Origin of the sequence: Achromobacter sp. UMC71, assembly GCF_014170305.1 — a bacterium.
Lineage (GTDB): Bacteria > Pseudomonadota > Gammaproteobacteria > Burkholderiales > Burkholderiaceae_B > Achromobacter.
Window position 1 is genome coordinate 77,103 of sequence record NZ_LZZT01000029.1, and the last position, 21,399, is coordinate 98,501.

The following is a 21,399-nucleotide window of genomic DNA, read 5'->3' on the forward strand; positions in this document are numbered from 1 at the left end:
GTCGAGAAAAATCAATCAATCTAAGAGAGGGGTTCTTTCCCCGCCGGGCCGCCCCAAGGGGGAAGCGCCCCCTCGGGGGGCAGCGAGCCTGCGGAGCGGGCGCGGCGTGGGGGCCCTTGTTTCCCCGCCGGGCCGCCCCAAGGGGGAAGCGCCCCCTCGGGGGGGGCAGCAAGCCTGCGGAGCGGGGCCTTGGTCGTCAGTCCACCCGCCCCTTCTTTTGAATGAATTCGATCTTGTAGCCGTCCGGATCTTCGACGAACGCGATCACGGTGGTGCCGTGCTTCATCGGGCCGGCTTCACGGGTGACCTTGCCGCCGCGCGCCTTGACCTTGTCACAGGCCTCGTAGGCGTTGTCGACTTCCAGGGCGATATGGCCGTAGCCGGTGCCCAGATCGTATTTGTCGGTGTCCCAGTTGTGGGTCAGCTCGATGACGGCGCCTTCGGATTCGTCCTGGTAGCCCACGAAGGCCAGGGTGAATTTGCCATCGGGGTAGTCGTTGCGGCGCAGGACGCGCATGCCGAGCACGTTGGTGTAGAAATCGATGGACTTGTCGAGGTTGCCGACTCGCAGCATGGTGTGGAGCATACGCATGGAGAGATTCCTTAAGCGGTGAGGGGCGAGGGGACGAACCGGGCTTGCCTGGCGTGGTCCCTGGAAATGCCCAGGTCTTGCAGTGCGCCGCCCATGGCGTCGACCGCGAGCCGCATCTGGTCGGGCCCGAAGGCGCCGATGCAGCCGACCCGGAAGGTGGGTTGTTCGGTGTTGGTGAAATTGCTGATCAGGAAGCCGCGCTGCTTGAGCGCATCGACGAACAGCTGCAGGTTCCAGGTCGGCGCGTCGGGCGCATGCACATTGACCACGATGGGGCCTTGCAGCGCGGCGGGCAGGTAGGGCGTGAGGCCCAGGCCGGCCACGCCGTCGTACAGGGTGCGCATGTTGGCCGTATAGCGCGCCAGGCGGGCCTCGCGGCCTTCCTGGTGATAGAGATCAAGCGCCACGGCCAGCGCCGCCAGCGTGGGCGCGGGTGGCGTGAAGCGGGGGCCGGCGTTGGGCGCCAGGGTGTGCTGGTAGATGTCGGCCAGGTCCAGCGACCAGCTGCCGGCGTTGCCGCGGGCGGCTTCCAGGCTGTCGCGGCGGCCCACCACGAAGGCGGCGCCGGGCAGGCCTTCGAGGCACTTGTTCGCGGTCAGCACCACGGCGTCGATGGCCGGCAGGGCCGCCAGGTCCAGCGGCAGCGCGCCAAAGGCGGACACGGCGTCGACGATGACGCGGCGGCCCAGGGCGTGAGCCACGCGGGCCAGCTCGGGCACGTCATGGCAGATGCCGCTGCCGGTTTCGCTGTAGACCAGCGCCACGTGTGTCAGCGTCGGGTCTTGTTCGAGCGCCCGCGCGACGGCTTGGGGATCGACCCGCTCGCGCACGCCGACGGCCAGCGGCACGGCGACGCGACCGGCGTCGGCGGCCAGCTTCTGCAGGCGGCTGGCGTAAGCGCCAGTGGACGGCGCCAGCAGGCGCCCGCCGGGTGGCACGAAGGTGCGGATCGCGGCTTCCACTGCGAAGTGGCCGCAGCCGGGCAGCGCCAGGGCCTCGTGCTGGCCGGCCTCGGCCTGGGCCACGCGCAGCACGCCGGCGCAGACCTGCCGGTACAGCGCGCGGAATTCGTTGTCCCACGGCGCGTAGTCTTGCGCCATGGCAGCCTTCACCCGCGCGTCGGTCGTGACCGGGCCGGGAATCAGCAGCAGCATTTTTTGTCTCCGAGGGTACGCAAAGTGGCCTCGTTCTAGAACTGGGGAAGCGAGGCCGGATCGTGGCGTCGCAGTACGTTCTTGGCTTCTTCGAAGTCGGGCAGGATCTGGCCCACTTCGCGCCAGAAGTCCTGGCTGTGGTTCATTTCGCGCAAGTGGGCAAGCTCGTGCGCGATGACGTAGTCGATGATGGCGGGCGCGAAATGGATCAGGCGCCAGTTCAGCATGATGTTGCCGTCGCTGGTGCACGAGCCCCAGCGCGTGGCCGCCGACGACAGGCGCCAGCGGCGGATCTTCAGGCCGCTGATCTGCAGGAAGTGCGCCAGCCGCGCGCCGAACCAGGCGCCGGCGCGTTGCTGCAGCCAGGCTTGCGCGGCGTCGCGGATGCGGCCCTGGTCGGCGTTGGCGGGCAGCGCCAGCCACAGGGTGTCGCCATCGGCGGGGGCCTCGGCATCGCCCGACAGGGACGTCTGGCGGCTGTCGCCGCCCACGCCCAGCACGATGCGCTTGCCCAGGTAAGGGAGTTCGCCGCCGGCCTGCCAGCGCGTGTGCGCCATGGCCAGCTGTTGCTTACGGGTGTGCCATTCACGCAGCTTGGCGACGATCCAGCGGGCTTTTTCACGCACCGCGTCGTCGATCTGCGCCAGCGTGACCCAGTTGGGCGCCGTGACGCGCAGGCCGTCGTCGGCGATGACAAAGCCGATGCTGCGGCGGCGCGAGCGCAGCAGCACGAAGCCGATGGGCTGCGGGTCGGTATCGACCTCGCGCCAGCGGGCGCCGGGCGGCATCGGGTCGGGGCAGGGCGTGGGGACGCGCGAAACGGCGTTGGGCGACAGCGTCAGCAGCGGTTCGCCGGCGGGTTTGGCGGGCGCATCCGTCGCGGGCGGCGCGGCGTCGGGAAACAGCGGCGCGGGCGCAACGGCGGGAGGGCGCGGCGCCGGCCGGGCCGGGGGGGGCGCGATCAGCGGCGACGCGCCCGAGGGCGCGTCGTGGTCTTGCACGTCGAACAGAAGTTCGAGCTGATCAGTGCTGGCCATACCTTTCTGGGTTGAGACGCCGCATTTCCCCTTCGATCCAGTCCTGCACTTTCTGGTTCAGTTCTTCGGGGGAGAGTCCCTTGGATTCTATCGCGGGACCGATGGATAGCGTAACCATGCCCGGATATTTGACGAAAGCGTTGCGCCGCCAGCATTCGCCGGCGTTGTGCGCGACGGGGATGACGACCGCGCCGGTGCGCGAGGCCAGCAGGGCGCCGCCCATCTTGAACCGCGCGGTCTTGCCCGGCGGCACGCGGGTGCCTTCCGGGAACAGCAGCGGCCAGCGGCCTTCGTCCAGCCGGGTCTGGCCCTGTTTGACCACCTGCTCGAAGGCGTCGCGGCCCTTGGCGCGATCGATGGCGATCATGCGCAGCAGCGCCAGGCCCCAGCCGAAGAACGGCACCATGTGCAGTTCTTTCTTGTAGACGAAACAGACTTCGCGCGGCATGTAGGCCGGGAAGAACAGGGTTTCCCAGGCCGACTGGTGCTTGGACAGCAGCACCGCCGGGCCGTCGGGCAGGTTTTCCCAGCCCTTGACCTGCCAGCGGATGCCGCAGAACACCTTGGCGCCCCAGATGGCCAGGCGCGGCCAGCCCACCGTGAGCTTGTAGCGCAGGTGCAGCGGCAGCGGCGCCCACAGGATGCAGGCGAAGGCGTAGGGAATGACCGTGATGGCCAGGAACAGGAAATACAGAAGCGAGCGTAGCCGGGCCATCAGTTGTCCTGGAGCAGGGCGTCGGCCACTGCCGACAGGTCGTCGCAGACCCGCGTGTTGTCGGGCAGGCCGCCTTTGGCCAGCGTCTTCTTGCCGTTGCCGGTCAGCACCAGCCAGGGCGAGCAGCCCGCTGCGGTGGAGGCCTGCAGGTCGCGCAGCGAGTCGCCCACGGCCGGCACGCCGGCCAGGTTGACGTCGTAGCGGTGGCCGATCTGCTCGAACATACCGGGACGCGGCTTGCGGCAGGTGCAGTTGTCATCCGGGCCATGCGGGCACAGGAACACGGCGTCGACGCTGCCGCCGGCCGCGGCCAGTTCGCGCCGCATCTTGGTGTGGATGGCGGTCAGCGTGTCCATGTCGAACAGGCCGCGGGCCAGGCCCGACTGGTTGGTGGCGACCACCACGGTCCAGTCCGCCTGGGTCAGGCGGGCGATGGCCTGCAGGCTGCCGGGCAGGGCGATCCATTCGTCAGGACTTTTGACGAAGGCGTCGCTGTCCTGGTTGATGACGCCGTCGCGGTCGAGAATGATGAGTTTCACTGTGCCAGCCTGGAGATGTCAGCAACCTGGTTCATCAGGCCGTGCAACTGGCCCAGCAGTGCCAGCCGGTTGGCGCGCACTGCGGGGTCCTCGGCCATGACCATGATGTCGGCGAAGAAGGCATCCACGGGTTCGCGGGCCTGGGCCAGCGTGCGCAGGTTGGCGGCGAAATCGCCCGCGGCCAGTTGCGCTTGGGCTTGCGGACGCAGCGTGGCGACCGCGGCGGCCAGCGCCTTTTCGGCGGGCTCGACCAGGGCGGCGTCGTTGACCGCGCCGATCTCGCCTTCGGCCTTCTTGAGCAGGTTGCCGATGCGCTTGTTGGCGGCGGCCAGACTGGCGGCTTCGGGCAGCTGCGCGAAGGCGGCGGCGGCGCGCACGCGCTCGGCCACCTGGTGCAGCGGCGGCGTCAGGGCGATGACGGCCTCGACGGCGTTGCGGTCGTGGTCGTTGATGAGCTGGTTGCGGTAGCGCTCGTAGATGAAGGTGCGCACTTCGGCCAGCGTCTCGGCGGGCACCTTGCCTGCCGGGAAGGTGGCGGCGGTGGCGGCGAGCAGGCCGTCCAGCGACAGCGGGCCGTCCTGGTTGAGCTTGAGCCAGCCGCCCGCGGCCAGTTGTTCAAACGCGCTGATCAGGCCCAGCGCGGCGCGGCGCAGGCCGAAGGGGTCGCGTTCGCCGGTGGGCGCCAGGCCGATGGCCCAGATGCCGACCAGGGTTTCGGCGCGCTCGGCGATGAACAGCGTGGCGGCGGTCAGGCCGTCTTGCGTGACGGGCGCGTCGTAGCGGTTGCGGTATTGGCTGCGCAGGGCTTGCACGACGCTGTCGGGCTCGCCGTCGCCGGCGGCGTAGTAGGCGCCCATGATGCCTTGCAGCTCGGGGAATTCGCCCACCATGTTCGAGCCCAGGTCGGCCTTGGCCAGCAGCGCGGCGCGGTCGGCGGCGGTGACGTCGCCGCCCAGCTTGCCAGCCACGTCGCGGGCGATGGCGCGCACGCGCTCGACGCGTTCAAGCTGGGTGCCCAGCTTGTTGTGATAGACGATGGAGCCGAGCTGTTCGACGCGCGCGGCCAGCGGCGTCTTGCGGTCGGTTTCGAAGAAGAACTGGGCATCGGCCAGGCGCGGGCGCACCACGCGCTGGTTGCCTTCGACGATGTTCACCGGGTTGTCCGTATGCATGTTGCTCACGATCAGGAAGCGGTGCGTCAGGCGGCCGGTGGCCGGGTCGAACAGCGGGAAGTACTTCTGATTCAGCCGCATGGTCAGGATCAGGCATTCCTGCGGCACTTGCAGGAACTGCGCTTCGAACTGGCCCACGTACACGGTGGGGTGTTCGACCAGGGCGGTGACTTCGTCCAGCAGCGCGGCCACTTCCGGGTCGTCGCCCAGGGTGGCCGACAGGCGGCCGGCGTGGTCCAGCAACTGGCGCTGGATCTCGTCGCGGCGGCCTTCGAACGAGGCCACCACATGGCCTTTTTCGGCCAGGGTGGCGGCGTAGGCGTCGGCGTCGGCGAACGAAACCGCGCCGCGGCTCATGAAGCGGTGGCCCAGGGTGTCGCGCCCGGCCGTCAGGCCCAGGGCGGCGACGGGCACCACGTCGGCGCCGAACAGCGCGACCAGACCGTGCGCCGGGCGCACGAACTTGACGGTGGTGACGCCATCAGCCAATTGGTAACGCATGACCTTGGGGATCGGCAGGCCGTCGATGGCCGCGTCGATGCCTTCCTGCAGGCCGGCGGCCAGCTGGGCACCGGGGGCGGTGCCGCGGGCGACCAGGTAGTCCTGCTTGCCGTCGGATTCGCGTTCCAGGGTGGCCAGGTCGATGTTTTCCAGGCCCTTGGCGGCCAGCTTCTTTTGCAGCGCCGGGGTGGCCTTGCCGTCTTCGGTCAGGCCGATCTTCACGGGCATCAGCTTTTCGGCGTAGGCCTGGTCAGGCGCCTGGGCCAGCACGGCCGACAGGTGCACGGCCAGGCGGCGCGGGGTCGAGAACGCCTGCACGGCGCAACCCTCGGCCAGCAGGCCGTGGCGGGCCAGCGTGGCGCGCACGCCTTCGGCAAAGGCCTGGCCCAGCTTTTGCAGGGCCTTGGGCGGGAGTTCTTCGGTCAGCAGTTCGACCAGCAGGGGGCGGATGTTCGTCGTCATTTATGCAGCCTCCCCGGCGGCCTTATCGCGGCCCAGCATGGGAAAGCCCAGTCGTTCGCGGGAATCGTAGTAGGCCTGCGCGACGGCGCGCGACAGGTTGCGGATGCGGCCGATGTAGGCGGCGCGCTCGGTCACGCTGATCGCGCCGCGCGCGTCCAGCATGTTGAAGGTGTGCGCGGCCTTCAGGGCGGCCTCGTAGGCGGGCAGCGCCAGCGGCACGTCCATCAGGCGCTTGGCCTCGGCTTCATAGTCGTTGAAGTGCGAAAACAGCATCTCGGCCGACGAATGCTCGAAGTTATAGGTGGATTGCTCGACCTCGTTCTGGTGGAACACGTCGCGGTACAGCACGCGGTTGCCGTTGGCGCCTTCGGTCCAGACCAGGTCGTACACGCTTTGCACGTCCTGCAGGTACATGGCCAGGCGTTCCAGGCCGTAGGTGATTTCGCCCGTGGTCGGGGTGCAATCCAGGCCGCCCACCTGCTGGAAGTAGGTGAACTGGGTGACTTCCATGCCGTTGAGCCAGACTTCCCAGCCCAGTCCCCAGGCGCCCAGCGTGGGGTTTTCCCAGTCGTCTTCGACGAAGCGGATGTCGTGCTGGGTGGGGTCGATGCCCAGGGCCTTGAGCGAACCGATGTACAGGTCCAGGATTTCCGGGGGCGCGGGTTTCAGCACGACCTGGTACTGGTAGTAGTGTTGCAGGCGATTGGGGTTTTCGCCGTAGCGGCCATCCTTGGGGCGGCGCGAGGGCTGCACGTAGGCGGCGCGCCAGGGTTCCGGCCCGATGGCCCGCAGGAACGTGGCCGTGTGCGAGGTGCCGGCGCCGACTTCCATGTCGTAGGGCTGCAGCAGGGCGCAACCCTGCTTGTCCCAGTATTCCTGGAGCGTAAGGATGATTTGCTGAAAGGTGAGCATAGGATTCTTGGAATTCGGTCGCCGGGCAACGTCTGCCGTGGGCGTGGGAAACCGGGCATTTTAACTGGCCCGGGACGGGGCGGGGGCCGGGCCCCGGAAATGGGGTGCCATCCCGCGGTTACATTCCGCCGGGCCGTCCCCGTTGTTACATCCTCGCTATGCCTGGCGCCCGGTCCGCCTGGACGGCGTGCTCCTGGCGGACACCGGCCGGCCCCGCGCCTGCGGCGGCCAATCATTGGTCGTATCATTCCAGGTTGACGCCAAGTCTTATATAAAACCAACGCATAACATCAATACCCCGGAAGGAGCATCCGCATGTCTGACCTGATCAAGGTGGAAGTCGCCGACGGCATCCAGATCATCACGATCAACCGCCCTGAAGCCAAGAACGCCATCAACCTGGAAACCGCGCAGGCCATGGCCGCCGCGCTGGACCAGCTGGACAGCCGCGATGACGTGCGCATCGGCATCCTGACGGGCGCGGGCGGCACGTTCTCGTCGGGCATGGACCTGAAGGCCTTTGCCAAGTCGGGGCAGCGTCCCTACGTCGAGGGCCGCGGTTTCGCCGGCCTGAACGAAGCGCCGCCCAAGAAGCCTCTGATCGCTGCGGTCGAGGGCTACGCCCTGGCCGGCGGTTGCGAAATGGCCCTGGCGTCGGACCTGATCGTGGCCGCCAGCAACGCCAAGTTCGGCCTGCCCGAAGTCAAGCGCGGCCTGGTGGCCGGCGCTGGCGGCATGCTGCGCCTGCCGCGCCGCCTGCCGTACCATATCGCCATGGAAGTGATCCTGACCGGCGACATGCTGACCGCCGAGCGCGCCTATGGATTCGGCCTGGTCAACCGCCTGACCGAACCGGGCGGCGCCCTGGCCGGCGCGCTGGAACTGGCCCGCGCCATTGTCGAGAACGGCCCGCTGTCGGTGCAGACCGCCAAGAGCATCGTGGCGCAGTCGGGCGACTGGAACCAGGACGACATGTTCAACCGCCAGCGGCCGCTGATCGCCCATATCTTCTCGTCCGCTGATGCCAAGGAAGGCGCCACGGCTTTCGCTGAAAAAAGAAAGCCCGTCTGGCAAGGCAAATGAATCTTGCCCCCACGCCGCGCTTGCTTCGCAAGCTTGCTGCCCCCGGGGGGGCTTTTTGCCTTGGGGCGGCCCCAAGGCAAAAATCCTTCTTTCATTCCGCGGCCGGCTAGCCGGCCGCGTTTTCATGTTCCCTTCGTAACCCGCATATCGCCATGTCCGTCCTCATCAAAGAAGAAGACTTCATCCAGTCGATAGCCGATGGCATCCAGTTCATCAGCTACTACCACCCCGTCGACTACATCCGCCACCTGGCCCGCGCCTACGAGCGCGAGGAAAGCCCGGCCGCGCGCGACGCGATGGCCCAGATCCTGACCAACTCGCGCATGTGCGCCGAGGGCAAGCGCCCGCTGTGCCAGGACACCGGCATCGTCAATGTGTTCCTGAAGGTCGGCATGGAAGTGCGCTTCGACACCAAGCGTACGCTGCAAGAGCTGTGCGACGAAGGCGTGCGCCGCGGCTACCTGAACCCCGACAATCCGCTGCGCGCCTCGGTGCTGGACGATCCGCTGTTCGCCCGCAAGAACACCCGCGACAACACGCCCTGTATCCTGCACGTCGAGCTTGTCCCCGGTGACAAGGTTGACGTGCAGCTGGCTTCGAAGGGCGGCGGTTCGGAAAACAAGTCCAAGTTCGCCATGCTCAACCCCAGCGATTCGCTGGTGGACTGGGTGCTCAAGACGGTCCCGACCATGGGCGCCGGCTGGTGCCCGCCGGGCATGCTGGGCATCGGCGTCGGCGGCACCGCTGAAAAGGCCATGCTGATGGCCAAGCAGTCGTTGATGGAAGACATCGACATGTACGAGCTGCTGGCCCGCGGCCCACAGAACAAGCTGGAAGAGCTGCGCATCGAGCTGTACGAAAAGGTCAATGCGCTGGGTATCGGCGCGCAGGGCCTGGGTGGCCTGACCACCGTGCTGGACGTCAAGATCAGCACCTTCCCGACGCACGCGGCCTCCAAGCCCGTCGCCATGATCCCGAACTGCGCGGCCACCCGCCACGCCCACTTCGAGCTGGACGGCTCGGGCCCGGCCCGCCTGGATCCGCCGTCGCTGTCCGAATGGCCTGAAGTGCACTGGGCGCCGGACTACAACAAGTCCAAGCAGGTCGACCTGAACACGCTGACGCGCGAAGAAGTGGCCAGCTGGAAGCCGGGCCAGACCCTGCTGCTGTCGGGCAAGATGCTGACCGGCCGCGATGCCGCGCATAAGCGCATCCAGGACATGCTGGCCCGTGGCGAGCCGCTGCCCGTGGACTTCACCAACCGCGTCATCTATTACGTGGGCCCGGTGGATCCGGTGGGCGACGAAGTGGTGGGCCCGGCCGGTCCGACCACCGCGACGCGCATGGACAAGTTCACCGACATGATGCTGGAGAAGACCGGACTGATCTCGATGATCGGCAAGTCCGAACGCGGCCCCGTCGCCATCGAGGCGATCAAGAAGCACGGCTCGGCCTACTTGATGGCCGTGGGCGGCGCGGCCTACCTGGTGTCCAAGGCGATCCGCGGCGCCAAGGTGCTGGGCTTTGCCGACCTGGGCATGGAAGCCATCTATGAGTTCGACGTGAAGGACATGCCGGTGACCGTGGCGGTTGACGCCCAAGGCACCTCGGTCCACACGACCGGGCCTAAGGAATGGCAGGCCAGGATCGGCAAGATCCCGGTCGCGGTGGCGTAAGCCTCGTCCATCAGAAATCGGCCGCGCTCGTCGCGGCCTTTTTTTGGGCGCGGGCCGGGCTGTGTTTATACTGGCCGCTGTTCCGGGATAGTTCAGCGGTAGAACATCCGGCTCCAGTCTGGATAGGCGCTGGTTCGACTCCAGCTCCCGGATCCCCATTCTTCCAGGTGCGCGATGCATCATGATGACTTGCCAGAGGCGGGCGCGATAGGTAGCGGTTACGCGGCCGCCATGCTCGCCAAGGCATTCCTGACCCACGAAACCCACGCCGATCCCGAAGTGCGCGAGCGCGCCGCCGAGCGCGTGCGGCGCTGGCAACAGGTGCTGGCGCAAACGCTCGCCGGCACGGTCGACTATGGTTCGCGCACACCGCTGGCCGGCATTCCCGATTGGGTCACGCTGGAGGTCGTCACGGGCGGCTTTGCCACCGGTCAATTGCTGGCGGGCGGACCGCTGGCGGACTTCGAACGCGAGCTGGCCGCCAGCACGCCAGGGGTCCGCAAGGGCCGCGAGCGGCGCGATCTGAATACGTATTTTCTGAGCGAGGCGGGCGTTGCCCAATTGCAGGCGCGCCTGGCGGACGGCGACTATCGCATCGATTTACCCGAGGAAGCGGCGTTGCTGACCGTGGCCTGGCTATTGCAGCAAGGCCAGGCGCAGGCTGCGCGCGACCTGGTCGCGACGCTGGCGCCGTTCTTCGATCGCCTGCGTTTTTATCCCGCGCCGTGGGCCGGCGACGAGTGGGGCGGCGCAGATCTGCATGTCGGGACGGCGGGCGAGGTGGCGGAACGGCTGGCTGGCCTGGCGCCGCAGCCGCGCCTGCGGGCGCAGCAGGCGACGGTGCGCGAGCTGCTGCCGCGGCATGACCGAGCCGTCGCCTTGTTCCTGGAAACAGTGCAGGACGATTGGCCCGGCAGGCGCTATCCCGAGGGGTGGACGGAACGCGCGGCGGTGTTACTGCACGAGATCGAGGCGGCGCGCGCGGCGTCCGGGCAACCGCTGGCCGGCGTGTCGCGACGGCACCGGCACAAACGTGAATTATTCGATCTGCTGGCGCAATGCGTCCGGGCCCCCGAGGCCTTGACGGGCAGGCAGGTCGGGCGGGTGCGCCGCCTGCTGCATGATTATTTGCGGGCACACGGCGCGCCGGACGGCCAGGCCGTGAAGGACCTGCGCGCCCGGCAGCGCGACGAGGTTGCCGGGCCCGGCTTCGAGAGGGTGGCGCGCGTTGTCGCCGCCCGTTTGCGAGGCTACCCCGCGGGGGCCGGTGTGCGGGATCTGACGCCCTTGCTGGCGCCATTGGCTGCCGACGAGGCGCGCGACGCGGGGGCGTCAGCGGGAATGGCGGTGCCGGCGCCCATCGCGCGCCGGGTATTGCGCTGCCAGACCGCTTCGTTGCCGCAATTGGTCGAACGAGGCCTGATCCGCTCGGGCGAATTCCTGGCTACGCTGACCCCGCAGGTCACCGCCGCGCAGCAAGGGGGAGGGCTTGCCGATCCGCCATTGCGGGCACTGCATGAAGCCACCTATCGCGCGTTTCGCCGCCGTCGATCCCTGTTGTTGCTCAATCTGGCGCGTCAGGCCGTTTTTGGCGATCTGCCCTGGATTGCCGCTATTGAAAGTTATCGCCGGCCGGCGCAACAGGATGTCGACGCGGCAGGTGCCGCGTTGATCGAAATCGCCGGCCTGGCCGTGACCGCATTTCCGCACGCCGCGTTGCCCAACAAGTTGCTGCAGGAACTGCGCGCCTTGAGCGAACGGGCGGGACGCGACCTGCCCTGGGTCGAGGAATTGGCGGCCGATATCTTCATGGGCGCGTTCGGTCCCAAGTTTGTCGAGGCCGCCCGGCGTTCGGCGGCCTTGTTGGACGGCAGCTTGTACGCCCGGTACTACGCGATTGACGTGCCCGCCATTCTGGCGTTGCCGCCCATACGCGGAGAGGGGGCGTTTGTCAGGCTGTGCGCCGCGCGCGCTGGCGTGGCACCTGCGCTCGGGCAGGTCGGCGCCAATGGCATGGTGATCGAACAACAGCAGATCCTGACCACTCACAATCTGGCGCTGCTGATCACGGACGGCGGACTGGAGCCCGCTTTGAGCGAACGCCACGGACAACTGGCGCTGGCCGCGTTCGAATGGCTGTGCGCGCGTCAGCAGATGAAGATCGACGCCTGGCATGCGCGCATACGCATGCTGCGCAATACGGCCGTTGCCTGGCGACAGACGTTGTTCTTCCTGTCGCTGGCGGGGCCTGGGGCGCGGGGGGCGGTAATCGCCGCCATGGAGACGCACCTGGCTGCGCAGAGCGTGGCATTCCAGGCGCGCTTCCGTCCAGTCATGCGGGGGCTGCACCAGGCCGCGCGCGGCGTCACCTTGCCTCAGCACGAGGCCGGCGAGCAAGGCGCGCGCGTGTTCCGCGGCTGGTTCGCGGCGCGCCACTGGATGCTGGACGCGCCACACTGAAGCAGGCCAGGGCGGCTGCGCTGGCCGTGCCAGACGCTTTGCCGGGCGGGCAAGCCCAGGCCGTTTCGCGCTTCAGAATGCCTGCAACGCCTGCAACACATTCCGCGCGGCGCCCACGCCCATCTTCACGTAGGCGTCCTGCGTGACGCCGCCGATGTGAGGGCTCAGCAGCAGCCCGGGCTGGCCCTGGAACGGATGCGGCATGGACGGCGGTTCCTGCTGGAAACTGTCCAGAGCGGCGTACGCTACCTTGCCGTTGCGCAACGCGGCCAGCAGATCGGCTTCGTGCACCAGCCCGCCGCGCGCGGTATTGACCAGCAGCAGGCCGTCGCGGCATTGCGCCAGCGTGGCCGCGTTGATCAGGTCGCGGTTGGCATCGGTCAAGGGGCAATGCAACGAGATCGCGTCGGCCTCGGCCCACAGCCGTGGCAGATCCACGGGTTCGATCCACGCCGGCAAGTCCTGTGCGTAAGGGTCGTGGCCGATCACCCGCATTTCCATCGCGTGCGCCACGGCGGCGACGCGCCGGCCGATGGCGCCCAGGCCGACCAGGCCCAGCGTGCGGCCAGCCAGTTCGATGCTCTTGTGCGTGGCCTTGTCCCAGTGGCCAGCGTGCATGCGGGCGTCCAGCGGCACGATGGATTTGGCGCAGGCCAGCAGCAGGGCGATGGCGTGTTCGGCCACCGCGGCGGCATTGGCGCCGGCCGCCGCCTTGACGGCGATGCCGCGCGCGGCGGCGGCGGCCGTGTCGATGGTGTCGATGCCGCTGCCGTGCTTGGAGATCACGCGCAGCGACCGCGCCGCCTCGATGATGGCCGCGCTGATGCGGCCGTAGCGCACGATCAGCGCCACGGGATCGTGCTGGCGCACCAGCGCCAGCAGTTCGCTTTCGGTGGGGCGCGCACCGGCGTAGACCAGCCCGTAGCCGTCCAGCGTCCTGACGGCTTCGTCGGCCAGGTCGGCGCCGGTCACCAGAATGGCGGGGCGGGACGCCGCTGTTGCCGCGGCAGTCACAGCGATTCTCCCGCACGCAGCGCGCCGGCCGCGCGCAGGGCGTCTTCCAGCCACGGCGCGCCCAGCTTGCCGGCCTTGATCTCGGCGATGCGGCGGGCTTCGGCATCCACCTTCTGCTGCGCCAGCGCCAGGATCTCTTCGGCGTTTTCGCGCGGCACCACCACGACACCGTCGGCATCGCCCACGATCAGGTCGCCCGGGTTGACGGTGACGCCGGCCAGCGTCACCGGCCAGTTCACGCGGCCCGGCAGGCCTTTGGTGGGGCCGTTCGGGTTGGTGCCCACGGCGAACACCGGGAAGTCGCCTTCCACCAACTCAGCCGCGTCGCGCACGGCGGCATCGACCACGAAGCCGGCCAGGCCGCTGGCGCGCGCCTGGGTCACCATGATGGCGCCGCACAGCGCGGCCGAGCGGTCGCCCTTGCCTTCGACGACGATGACGTCGCCCGGCTGCGCCAACGCCAGCGCGGCATGGAACATCAGGTTGTCGCCCGGCCGCAGTTCGACGGTGAAGGCCGGCCCGGCCACCGTCATGCGCGGCGACAGCGGCGCAATGCGGCCGCCCAGCGCGCCGCGGCGTCCGCCCACGTCGGCCAGGATGGCGGCCTGGAACCCGCGGGCCCGTTCGACCAAGTCGGGACGCACGCGCTGGATGTCGCGGCGGATGGCGGGCAGGGAGGTCTGGTTCATGATGCTGCTTCCTATGTCTGGATAAAAAGAGAACCGGGGATCAATCGATCTTCGCGCCGGACTTCTTGACGATGGCGGCCCACAGCTTGCGGTCATGGCCCAGCCGCTCGGCCAGCGCCTGCGGCGTGCCGCCCAGCACTTCGCCGCCTTCGGCGCGGATCTTTTCCTGGTACTCGGCGCTGGCCATGGCCTTGTTGGCGGCGGCGTTCAAGGCCTGGATCACCGGTTCGGGCGTGCCGGCCGGGGCCAGCAGGCCGAACCAGGTGGTGGCGTCAAAGCCGCTGTAGCCCGCTTCGCTGACGGTGGGCACGTCGGGCAGTTCGGTCACGCGCTTGGCCGAGGTGACCGCCAGCGCGCGCAGCTTGCCGGTGCGGATCTGGCCCAGGGCGGTCGGAATGGACGACATGAACAACTGCACCTGGCCGCCGAACAGGTCGTTCAGCGCCTGATTGGCGCCCTTGTAGGGGATGTGCTGCAACTGGATACCGGCCGATTGCTGCAGCAGTTCGGCGGTCAGGTGGGCGACCGTGCCGTTGCCGGGCGAGGCGAAGTTGAGCGCGCCCGGATGCGCCTTGGCCTCGCGCACCATGTCGGCCAGCGTCTGGTACGGCGCGTTCGTCGCCACCACCAGCACCAGCGGCGCGGTGGCCACCAACGCGACCGGCGCCAGGTCCTTGGACGGGTCGTATGACAGCTTGGTGTACAGCGTGGGGTTGATGGCCAGGTTGCTGGTCTGGCCCAGCACCAGCGTGTAGCCATCCGGCGCCGAGCGCGCCGCGGTCTCGACCCCCAGATTGCCGCCGGCGCCCGGCCGGTTCTCGGCGACCAGGCTCCAGCCCGAAGTCTTGTTCATGGCCACGCCCAGCTCGCGGGCGATGATGTCGGTGCCGCCGCCCGGCGGGAAGGGCACGATCAGGCGGATCGGGCGGTCGGGGAAGGTCTGGGCGAGGCTGGTGGCGCCCCACAGCAGGCCGGCGGCCAGGACGGCCGCGCGCGTAAACAGGTTCATTGTCTTGTCTCCGATATTTTGGGTATCCACAGGCCCCGCGGGCCGGTTGCCACCGCTCGTCGCATGCGGGCTTGATGGCCGTCGAACTATAGAAATTCGTTTCGCTGCATACAATGCTGTTTCACTGAATGAAACGCGGCCCGTGCCGTGAAACGCCATGAAGAAGACGCCCGTTGTCGCCGCTGTCCCCGCCGCCGAGCCCCGTGAAGCCGATGGCGTGATCGCCGTGGCCCGCGCGATGCGCTTGCTGGAAGCGTTCCAGGTGGACGACGCGTTCCTGTCGCTGGCCGAGCTGAGCCGCCGCGCCGGTATGCACAAGACCACCACGCTGCGCATCGCCCGCACGCTGGCGCAGGCGCGCTACCTGGTGCAGCGCGAGGAAGACGGCGCCTGGCGCCTGGGCCCCGCGACGGGCTGGCTGGGCGCGCGCTACCAAGCCTCGTTCGACCTGGACAACGAGATCGAGCCGACCCTGCGCGCCCTCACGCGCGAGACCGGCGAGAGCTCGTCGTTCTTCGTGCGCGAAGGCGATATCCGCACCTGCCTGGTGCGGGTGGAAGGGCCCAAGGCGATTCGCCACCACATCCGCATGGGCGAGGTGCTGCCGCTGGAAAAGGGCTCGCCGGGGCGTGTGCTGCTGGCGTTTTCGGGCGAGCCGGGCGCGCTGTACGAACGGATTCGCCGAGATGGGTTCTACATCTCTATCGGCGAACGCGAGGCCGAGATCGCCAGCGTGTCGGCGCCGGTGTTCGGCTCGAACTGGCGCCTGCTGGGCGCGTTGAGCGTATCAGGCCCGGCGGGCCGCTTGCCGCGCGCCAAGCTGCAAGGCTTTGCCAAGCTGGTCAGCCAGAAGGCCAGCCAGCTGTCGTATGCGCTGAGCGGCGGCGCGCAACGCGCCGCGCCGGTGCGCACGCAATGGCATCCTTGACACCTGCCTGCCTGGCCGCCCAATCCTGCATGGCGGGTGCGGCGCCGGCGCTTGTTGCGAGGCTGCTGCGCAGACCGGCGGGCCGCGGGCCCGCGCTCAGCGCGCGTTGCCCGCCTTGAACGCGGCGATGGCGGCCGGCGATTTACCCAAGACCTCGCGCAGCACTTCCTCGGTGTGCTGGCCCAGCAGCGGCGGCGCGCGCCGGTACACCACAGGAGTCGCCGAGAAACGCAACGGGCTGGCCGTCACGGGCGCCACCCCGCCGGCCGGATGCGGCAGATCGCGGCGCAATTGCCGCGCCTGCACCTGCGGGTGGGCAAAGGCCTGGGCGATGTCATTGATCGGACCGCAAGGCACGCCCACGGCCTCGAGCTTGGCGATCCAGTCATCGCGCTTGCCTTGCCGCATGATGCCGGCCAGCAGCGCGACCAACGTATCGCGATTCGTCACCCGCAGGCGGTTGGTCACAAAGCGCGGGTCCTCTCCCAATTCGGCCGCGCCGATGGCCGTGCAGTACGCGCGGTACTGCGATTCATTGCCCGTGGCCACGATCAGGTGGCCGTCGCTGGCGGCGAACACCTGGTAGGGCACCACGTTCTGGTGCGCGTTGCCCGCCCGCGTCGGCGCCACGCCCGAGTTGAAGTAGTTCGAGTTCTGGTTGGCCAGCAGCGCCACGTGGCTGTCGAGCAGCGCGATGTCCAGGTGCTGACCGAGCCCGCTGCGGTGCCGCTCCTGCAGCGCCGCCAGGATCGCGACCGTGGCGTACATGCCGGTGACGATGTCGGTGACGGCCACGCCGGCTTTCTGCGGTCCGCCGCCGGGCAGGTCGTCGCGTTCGCCGGTAATGCTCATCAGGCCGCCCATGCCCTGGATCATGAAGTCGTAGCCGGGGCGGCGCGCGAACGGGCCGTCCTGGCCGAAGCCGGTGACCGAGCAGTAGATCAGGCGCGGATTGATGGCCTGCAGGCTGGCGTAGTCCAGCCCGTACTTGGCCAGGCCGCCGACCTTGAAGTTCTCGACCAGGATGTCGCTGACAGCCGCCAGTTCGCGGATCAGCGCGGCGCCTTCGGCCGTGGCCATGTCGGCCTCGACCGAACGCTTGTTGCGGTTGGCGCTCAGGTAGTAGGCGGACTCGTTGGTGTCGGCGCCCTGCCCATCCTTGAGAAACGGCGGGCCCCAGGCGCGGGTATCGTCGCCCACGCGGGGCCGTTCGATCTTGATGACGTCGGCGCCCAGGTCGGCCAGGTTCTGCGTGCACCACGGACCGGCCAGGATGCGCGACAGGTCCAGCACGCGGATGCCGTCCAGCGCGGGCAGGCGCGTCATGATTGCACCTCGGCCGTGCCGTGGCTCATGACGACCGTGCCGCGTTCCAGGGCGCGGGCGATGAAGCGGATCTGCCCATCGGGCTGGCGCCACATGTCGCATTGCAGCGTTTCACCAGGATAGACCGGCGCGGAAAAGCGCGCGGCCAGGCCGGTCAGGCGCGCGGCGTCGTAATCGCACCAGGTCTTGACGACGGCGTGCGCCGCCACGCCGTACGAACACAGTCCGTGCAGGATAGGGCGCGGATAGCCGGCCTGGTGCGCGACCTCGGGGTCGGCATGCAGCGGATTGCGGTCGGCGTTAAGCCGGTACAGCAACGCCGCCTGCGGCGCAATGCGCAGTTCGCAGCGGCGTTCGGGTTCGCCTTGCGGGGCGGCCGGCAGCGGCTCGGGGCTGGCATCGCCCTGGCCGAAGCCGCCGTCGCCGCGGCAGAACGTGCTTTGCTGCAAGGTCGCCAGCAGGGTGCCGCGGTCGTCGTGCAAGGTGCGCTCGGTGATGACGATGGCGCCCTTGTCCGCGCCCTTGTCTATCACATGCGTGATGCGGCTCTTGCCGACGACGGTGCCGGACGTGGGCAGCGGCGCGTGCAGCGCCATGCGCTGCTCGCCGTGCACCAGCCGCACCCAGTCGATGCCGGCGCGCGGATCGCTCATCCAGAACCCCGGATAGCCCAGCACCACGCTCATGGTCGGAAACGCCTGCAAGCCCTTTTCGTAGACGTAGCGCAGCTGCCGCGCGTCTTCGGGGTCCTGGCCCAGGCCGATGCCCAGCGCATACAGCATCGTGTCCTTGTCTTCGTAGTGCTGGCGCACGTCATCGAAACGCCAGTGCTTCACGGTTGCGTAGTCAAGCGGCATGGCGGCCTCAGATGGGATCCCAGTCGATCACGTCGGGCGAACGCTCCAACGCGTAGAAGTGCTTGCGCATGGCCGGCACGGCGATCTCGGCGATGCGCTCGGGCGTCCAGCCTTCGCTGTGATGCACGCTGCGCACGGGCCGGGGCTGGCTCATCAGCATGATCTCGTTGGCGCGCACCGCGAAGATCTGCGCGGTGATTTCGCTGGCGGCATCGCTGGCCAGGTATACCGCCATGGGCGCGACCTTGCCGGCCTCCATTTTCTTGAGTTTTTCGACACGCGCCTTTTCCTCGTCGGTCTCGGCGGGAATGGAACTGGTCATGCGGCTCCAGGCGAACGGCGCAATGCAGTTCGAACGCACGTGATAACGCGCCATGTCCAGCGCGATCGACTTGGACAGCGCCACGATACCCAGCTTGGCCGCCGCGTAGTTGGCCTGGCCGAAGTTGCCGATCAGGCCCGAGGTCGACGTCATGTGCACGAAGGCGCCCGACTCCTGTTCGCGAAAATACGGCGCGGCGGCGCGGCTCATGAAGAACGAGCCGTTCAGGTGCACGTCGATGACCTGGCGCCACTCTTCTTCGTTCATCTTGTGGAACACGCGGTCGCGCAGGTTGCCGGCGTTGTTGACCACGGCGTCGATGCGGCCGAAGGCGTCGATGGCCGTCTGTACCACGCGGTTGGCGCTGTCGTAGGCCGCCACGCTGTCGGTATTGGCAACGGCCTGCCCGCCCGCCGCCACGATCTCGCGCGCCACCGCCTGCGCGGGTCCGTCGCCGCCGCCCTCGCCGGTCAGCGACACGCCGATATCGTTGACCACTACCTTGGCGCCCGCTTGCGCCATGGCCAGCGCAATGCTGCGCCCGATGCCGCCGCCCGCGCCCGTCACGACCACTACTTTGCCGGAAACAATACCGCTCATTGCGCCTACTCCTGTGCCGCGGCGCGCACGCCGCATGGAAAACAGTTCCGCGTCAAACCCGATGGTTTACGGGGTTGCCCCATGGTATGTTCGTGACGGCATTCGAAGAATTCAAAATTAGAAATGCCCCCCTTCTGTGTGGTGGAACATGAGACATGATCTGACTGACCTGCGGCTCTTCCTGAACGTGGGAGAAACGCTCAATCTGACGCGTGCGGCCGAACGCACGTTCCTGTCGCTGCCCGCCGCCAGCGCGCGGGTCAAGCACATGGAAGAAGCCTTCAAGGCGCGCCTGCTGGTGCGCATGGCCACGGGCGTGGCGCTCACGCCCGCGGGCGAGGTGCTGCTCAAGCACGCCAACGCCGTGTTCCGCCAGCTCGAATGCCTGAACGCCGACCTGCAGCCTTACGCCAGCGGCCTGAAAGGGCGCCTGCGCCTGTTGGCCAACACCACCGCGACCAATTCCTTCCTGGCCGATGCGCTGTCCACCTTCCTGGCGGAGAACCCCGACGTGGACGTGGAGCTCGAGGAAAAGATCTCGGGCGACATCGTCATTGCGATCCGCGCGGGCGCTGGCGACCTGGGGCTGGTGGCGGGCAACATCGACGTCGAGGGCCTGGACGTCACCCCGCTGTTCCGCGATGAACTCACGGTGGTCACGGCGCTGGATCACCCCCTGGCAGCCCAGAAATCGGCGCATTTCGCCGACCTGGTCGACGCCTACCAGTTCGTCGGCATCCACCCCGACAGCGCGATCCAGACCTTCCTGGAAGACATCGCCAGCGGCCTGGGCAAGCGCATCTGCCAGCGCGTGCACGTCGGCAGCTTCGAGGCCGTGTGTCGCATGGTCGAGGCCGGCGCGGGCATCGCCGTGGTGCCGCGCGCCTGCGCGGCCCGCTACAGCCGGCCCGATGCATTGCACGTGCTGAAGCTGGACGACCCCTGGGCCCTGCGCGACCGTCTGCTGTGCCGCCAGCGCGGTCGCGACTTGCCGAGTTTCGCCGAGTGCTTCATCGAGCACGTGCAACGCGCGGCGCGCGGGCAATAGACGCAGCGCGGGTTTTTCCCTAGAGCGCCGACACGGCCCCATTTGTGCAAGTGTCGCGCCACTGCGACGGCGGCATCAGATAGTGTCCGATGACCGAACAGGGCGCGGATGCGAAAGAGGGGCTTTTGAAAATGTGTAGCGGCAAAAGCGGTCAGGCGACAAATAATAAAAAAAGCCCCGGCCGCGCCTGACGCGCGGCGCATCGCAAAAAGGGGCAGGCTGGCGGCAAGGCACCGCGTGGTTCTGGTGCGGTTTGCGGCTACGCCACCGACAAGAACGACACTCAGGAGACTGCTGTGCTAGATCCACAACGCCGCCGCGTCGTCGCGGGGCTGGGCGCTGCGTGCGCCACCGTTTTGCTACCCCGTTTCGCCCAAGCCGCCACCTGGCCCGGCCACGCCGTGACGTTCATCGTGCCCTTCCCCGCAGGCGGCCCGGTGGACACGACGGCGCGCTTCACGACCCAGCCGCTGGGCCACCTTTGGTCGGTGCCGACGGTGGTGGACAACCGCTCGGGTGCGGGCGGCATCGTGGGCGCGCAGTTCGCCGCCAAGGCGGAACCCGACGGCTACAACTTCTTCTTCGCGTCCATCCACCACGCGGTGCTGCCCAGTCTGCGCGACAACCTGACCTACGACATCACGCGCGATTTCGTGCCGGTCGGCATGGCGGCGGTGTTTCCGATCGTGCTGGTGGTGAATCCGTCACTGCCAGTGAATTCGGTGAGCGAACTGATCGCGTATGCGAAGGCGAATCCGGGCAAGCTGTCATTCAGCTCGTCGGGCACGGGCGGTGGCACGCATCTGGCGGGGGAGCTGTTCAATGCGATGGCGGGGGTGAAGATTCAACATATTCCGTATCGGGGCAGTGCGCCGGCGATGCAGGATCTGCTGGGCGGCCAAGTGCAGGTGATGTTCGCCGACGGGCCTTCGGCGGTGCCGCATTTGAAGACGGGCAAGGTGCGCGCGCTGGGCGTCGGCAATCCTGCGCGGTCGAGCATGTTGCCGCAGGTGCCGACGATTGCGGAGTCGGGGTTGCCGGGGTATGAGGCGTATTCGTGGAGCGGATTGATGGCGCCCAAAGGGACGCCTGGGGAGATCGTTGCCAAGTTGAATGCGGATTTGGTGAAGGTGCTGTCGGATGGGGGGACTGCCAGGGCTATGTTGGCTGCCGGGGCTGAGCCTAAACCGGGAAGTGCCGCGGAATTTGGGGAGTTTGTTCGGGCCGAGGTTGTGAAGTGGCGGGAGTTGATCAAGAAGGCGGATATCAGGCTTGAGTGATTTGATGGTTTTGGTTCTTGAGC

General features: G+C 68.1%; 19 protein-coding genes and 1 tRNA gene. 7 read left to right on the top strand and 13 right to left on the bottom strand.

Features of this window, described 5'->3' with window-relative positions; translation table 11 throughout:
* Nucleotides 1–196: 196 nt before the first annotated feature.
* The 7 genes from gloA to glyQ are packed head-to-tail and all read right to left on the bottom strand — an operon-like array spanning nt 197 to nt 7,084.
* Nucleotides 197–592 carry a lactoylglutathione lyase gene (gene gloA, locus A9974_RS13700; protein ID WP_025136694.1) on the bottom strand — a complete coding sequence of 132 codons (396 nt, stop codon included), beginning with the start codon at nt 590–592 and terminating at the stop codon, nt 197–199.
* Between the two features lie 11 nt (nt 593–603).
* Complete coding sequence (locus A9974_RS13705) at nt 604–1,746, bottom strand: 2-aminoethylphosphonate--pyruvate transaminase (RefSeq protein WP_183004716.1); 1,143 nt, start codon at nt 1,744–1,746, stop codon at nt 604–606.
* 35 nt (nt 1,747–1,781) lie between these two features.
* Nucleotides 1,782–2,783: a SprT family zinc-dependent metalloprotease gene (locus A9974_RS13710; RefSeq protein ID WP_183004718.1), complete on the bottom strand. Its 1,002-nt coding sequence runs from the start codon at nt 2,781–2,783 to the stop codon at nt 1,782–1,784.
* Nucleotides 2,770–3,498, bottom strand: coding sequence for a 1-acyl-sn-glycerol-3-phosphate acyltransferase (locus A9974_RS13715; protein ID WP_183004720.1), 729 nt, complete (start codon nt 3,496–3,498; stop codon nt 2,770–2,772). The genes A9974_RS13710 and A9974_RS13715 overlap by 14 nt, the downstream gene beginning before the upstream one ends.
* Nucleotides 3,498–4,037 (bottom strand): D-glycero-beta-D-manno-heptose 1,7-bisphosphate 7-phosphatase, encoded by a 540-nt coding sequence (gene gmhB / locus A9974_RS13720; RefSeq protein ID WP_183004722.1) that lies wholly within the window; start codon nt 4,035–4,037, stop codon nt 3,498–3,500. Before gmhB ends, A9974_RS13715 begins: the two co-directional genes overlap by 1 nt.
* On the bottom strand, nt 4,034–6,172 hold the full coding sequence (gene glyS, locus A9974_RS13725; protein ID WP_183004724.1) for a glycine--tRNA ligase subunit beta: 2,139 nt from the start codon (nt 6,170–6,172) through the stop codon (nt 4,034–4,036). Before glyS ends, gmhB begins: the two co-directional genes overlap by 4 nt.
* Entirely contained in the window at nt 6,173–7,084 is a 912-nt protein-coding gene (gene glyQ, locus A9974_RS13730; RefSeq protein ID WP_025136700.1) for a glycine--tRNA ligase subunit alpha, read from the bottom strand.
* A 315-nt stretch (nt 7,085–7,399) separates the two neighbouring features.
* Here glyQ and A9974_RS13735 point away from each other — a divergent pair, with 315 nt between their 5' ends.
* The 4 genes from A9974_RS13735 (at nt 7,400) to A9974_RS13750 (ending at nt 12,303) form a co-directional block, all read left to right on the top strand.
* On the top strand, nt 7,400–8,167 hold the full coding sequence (locus A9974_RS13735) for a crotonase/enoyl-CoA hydratase family protein (protein WP_183004726.1): 768 nt from the start codon (nt 7,400–7,402) through the stop codon (nt 8,165–8,167).
* Nucleotides 8,168–8,319: 152 nt separating this feature from the next.
* Nucleotides 8,320–9,843 carry a fumarate hydratase gene (locus tag A9974_RS13740; RefSeq protein ID WP_183004728.1) on the top strand — a complete coding sequence of 508 codons (1,524 nt, stop codon included), beginning with the start codon at nt 8,320–8,322 and terminating at the stop codon, nt 9,841–9,843.
* Nucleotides 9,844–9,924: 81 nt separating this feature from the next.
* A tRNA-Trp gene (locus A9974_RS13745) sits at nt 9,925–9,996 on the top strand.
* A gap of 78 nt (nt 9,997–10,074) precedes the next feature.
* Nucleotides 10,075–12,303, top strand: coding sequence for a hypothetical protein (locus tag A9974_RS13750; protein WP_183004730.1), 2,229 nt, complete (start codon nt 10,075–10,077; stop codon nt 12,301–12,303).
* A gap of 72 nt (nt 12,304–12,375) precedes the next feature.
* On the opposite strand, the gene A9974_RS13755 is transcribed toward A9974_RS13750, so the two are convergent.
* The 3 genes from A9974_RS13755 to A9974_RS13765 are packed head-to-tail and all read right to left on the bottom strand — an operon-like array spanning nt 12,376 to nt 15,015.
* Nucleotides 12,376–13,317: an NAD(P)-dependent oxidoreductase gene (locus A9974_RS13755; RefSeq protein WP_183004732.1), complete on the bottom strand. Its 942-nt coding sequence runs from the start codon at nt 13,315–13,317 to the stop codon at nt 12,376–12,378.
* Nucleotides 13,314–14,006 (bottom strand): RraA family protein, encoded by a 693-nt coding sequence (locus A9974_RS13760; protein ID WP_183004733.1) that lies wholly within the window; start codon nt 14,004–14,006, stop codon nt 13,314–13,316. Before A9974_RS13760 ends, A9974_RS13755 begins: the two co-directional genes overlap by 4 nt.
* 40 nt (nt 14,007–14,046) lie before the next feature.
* The gene (locus A9974_RS13765; RefSeq protein ID WP_183004734.1) at nt 14,047–15,015 is read right to left on the bottom strand and encodes a tripartite tricarboxylate transporter substrate binding protein; all 969 of its coding nucleotides are present in this window, start codon (nt 15,013–15,015) and stop codon (nt 14,047–14,049) included.
* Nucleotides 15,016–15,172: 157 nt separating this feature from the next.
* Here A9974_RS13765 and A9974_RS13770 point away from each other — a divergent pair, with 157 nt between their 5' ends.
* On the top strand, nt 15,173–15,943 hold the full coding sequence (locus A9974_RS13770; RefSeq protein WP_183004735.1) for an IclR family transcriptional regulator: 771 nt from the start codon (nt 15,173–15,175) through the stop codon (nt 15,941–15,943).
* 96 nt (nt 15,944–16,039) lie between these two features.
* Here A9974_RS13770 and A9974_RS13775 read toward each other — a convergent pair whose 3' ends face one another.
* Genes A9974_RS13775 through A9974_RS13785 form a run of 3 tightly spaced genes read right to left on the bottom strand, consistent with a single transcriptional unit; the run spans nt 16,040 to nt 19,048 of the window.
* Nucleotides 16,040–17,269, bottom strand: a complete 1,230-nt coding sequence (locus tag A9974_RS13775) for a CaiB/BaiF CoA-transferase family protein (protein WP_183004736.1) — start codon at nt 17,267–17,269, stop codon at nt 16,040–16,042.
* Nucleotides 17,266–18,126 (bottom strand): MaoC/PaaZ C-terminal domain-containing protein, encoded by an 861-nt coding sequence (locus A9974_RS13780; RefSeq protein WP_183004737.1) that lies wholly within the window; start codon nt 18,124–18,126, stop codon nt 17,266–17,268. Before A9974_RS13780 ends, A9974_RS13775 begins: the two co-directional genes overlap by 4 nt.
* A 7-nt stretch (nt 18,127–18,133) precedes the next feature.
* Nucleotides 18,134–19,048 (bottom strand): SDR family NAD(P)-dependent oxidoreductase, encoded by a 915-nt coding sequence (locus A9974_RS13785; RefSeq protein ID WP_183004738.1) that lies wholly within the window; start codon nt 19,046–19,048, stop codon nt 18,134–18,136.
* 148 nt (nt 19,049–19,196) lie between these two features.
* Here A9974_RS13785 and A9974_RS13790 point away from each other — a divergent pair, with 148 nt between their 5' ends.
* Both A9974_RS13790 and A9974_RS13795 read left to right on the top strand, forming a co-directional pair.
* Nucleotides 19,197–20,096, top strand: coding sequence for a LysR family transcriptional regulator (locus A9974_RS13790; RefSeq protein ID WP_183004739.1), 900 nt, complete (start codon nt 19,197–19,199; stop codon nt 20,094–20,096).
* A 296-nt stretch (nt 20,097–20,392) separates the two neighbouring features.
* Nucleotides 20,393–21,376 carry a tripartite tricarboxylate transporter substrate binding protein gene (locus tag A9974_RS13795; protein ID WP_183004740.1) on the top strand — a complete coding sequence of 328 codons (984 nt, stop codon included), beginning with the start codon at nt 20,393–20,395 and terminating at the stop codon, nt 21,374–21,376.
* The last annotated feature ends 23 nt before the right edge of the window (nt 21,377–21,399 follow it).

Bases quoted from the DNA above. Each gene is read 5' to 3' on its own strand.
- A9974_RS13790 (WP_183004739.1), top strand. From the start codon at position 19,197: ATGAGACATGATCTGACTGACCTGCGGCTCTTCCTGAACGTGGGAGAA.
- A9974_RS13765 (WP_183004734.1), bottom strand. From the start codon at position 15,015: ATGAACCTGTTTACGCGCGCGGCCGTCCTGGCCGCCGGCCTGCTGTGG.
- A9974_RS13740 (WP_183004728.1), top strand. From the start codon at position 8,320: ATGTCCGTCCTCATCAAAGAAGAAGACTTCATCCAGTCGATAGCCGAT.
- A9974_RS13705 (WP_183004716.1), bottom strand. From the start codon at position 1,746: ATGCTGCTGCTGATTCCCGGCCCGGTCACGACCGACGCGCGGGTGAAG.
- A9974_RS13750 (WP_183004730.1), top strand. From the start codon at position 10,075: ATGCTCGCCAAGGCATTCCTGACCCACGAAACCCACGCCGATCCCGAA.
- A9974_RS13775 (WP_183004736.1), bottom strand. From the start codon at position 17,269: ATGACGCGCCTGCCCGCGCTGGACGGCATCCGCGTGCTGGACCTGTCG.
- glyQ (WP_025136700.1), bottom strand. From the start codon at position 7,084: ATGCTCACCTTTCAGCAAATCATCCTTACGCTCCAGGAATACTGGGAC.
- A9974_RS13770 (WP_183004735.1), top strand. From the start codon at position 15,173: ATGAAGAAGACGCCCGTTGTCGCCGCTGTCCCCGCCGCCGAGCCCCGT.
- A9974_RS13710 (WP_183004718.1), bottom strand. From the start codon at position 2,783: ATGGCCAGCACTGATCAGCTCGAACTTCTGTTCGACGTGCAAGACCAC.
- A9974_RS13715 (WP_183004720.1), bottom strand. From the start codon at position 3,498: ATGGCCCGGCTACGCTCGCTTCTGTATTTCCTGTTCCTGGCCATCACG.
- A9974_RS13785 (WP_183004738.1), bottom strand. From the start codon at position 19,048: ATGAGCGGTATTGTTTCCGGCAAAGTAGTGGTCGTGACGGGCGCGGGC.
- glyS (WP_183004724.1), bottom strand. From the start codon at position 6,172: ATGACGACGAACATCCGCCCCCTGCTGGTCGAACTGCTGACCGAAGAA.
- gloA (WP_025136694.1), bottom strand. From the start codon at position 592: ATGCGTATGCTCCACACCATGCTGCGAGTCGGCAACCTCGACAAGTCC.
- A9974_RS13760 (WP_183004733.1), bottom strand. From the start codon at position 14,006: ATGAACCAGACCTCCCTGCCCGCCATCCGCCGCGACATCCAGCGCGTG.
- A9974_RS13780 (WP_183004737.1), bottom strand. From the start codon at position 18,126: ATGCCGCTTGACTACGCAACCGTGAAGCACTGGCGTTTCGATGACGTG.
- A9974_RS13735 (WP_183004726.1), top strand. From the start codon at position 7,400: ATGTCTGACCTGATCAAGGTGGAAGTCGCCGACGGCATCCAGATCATC.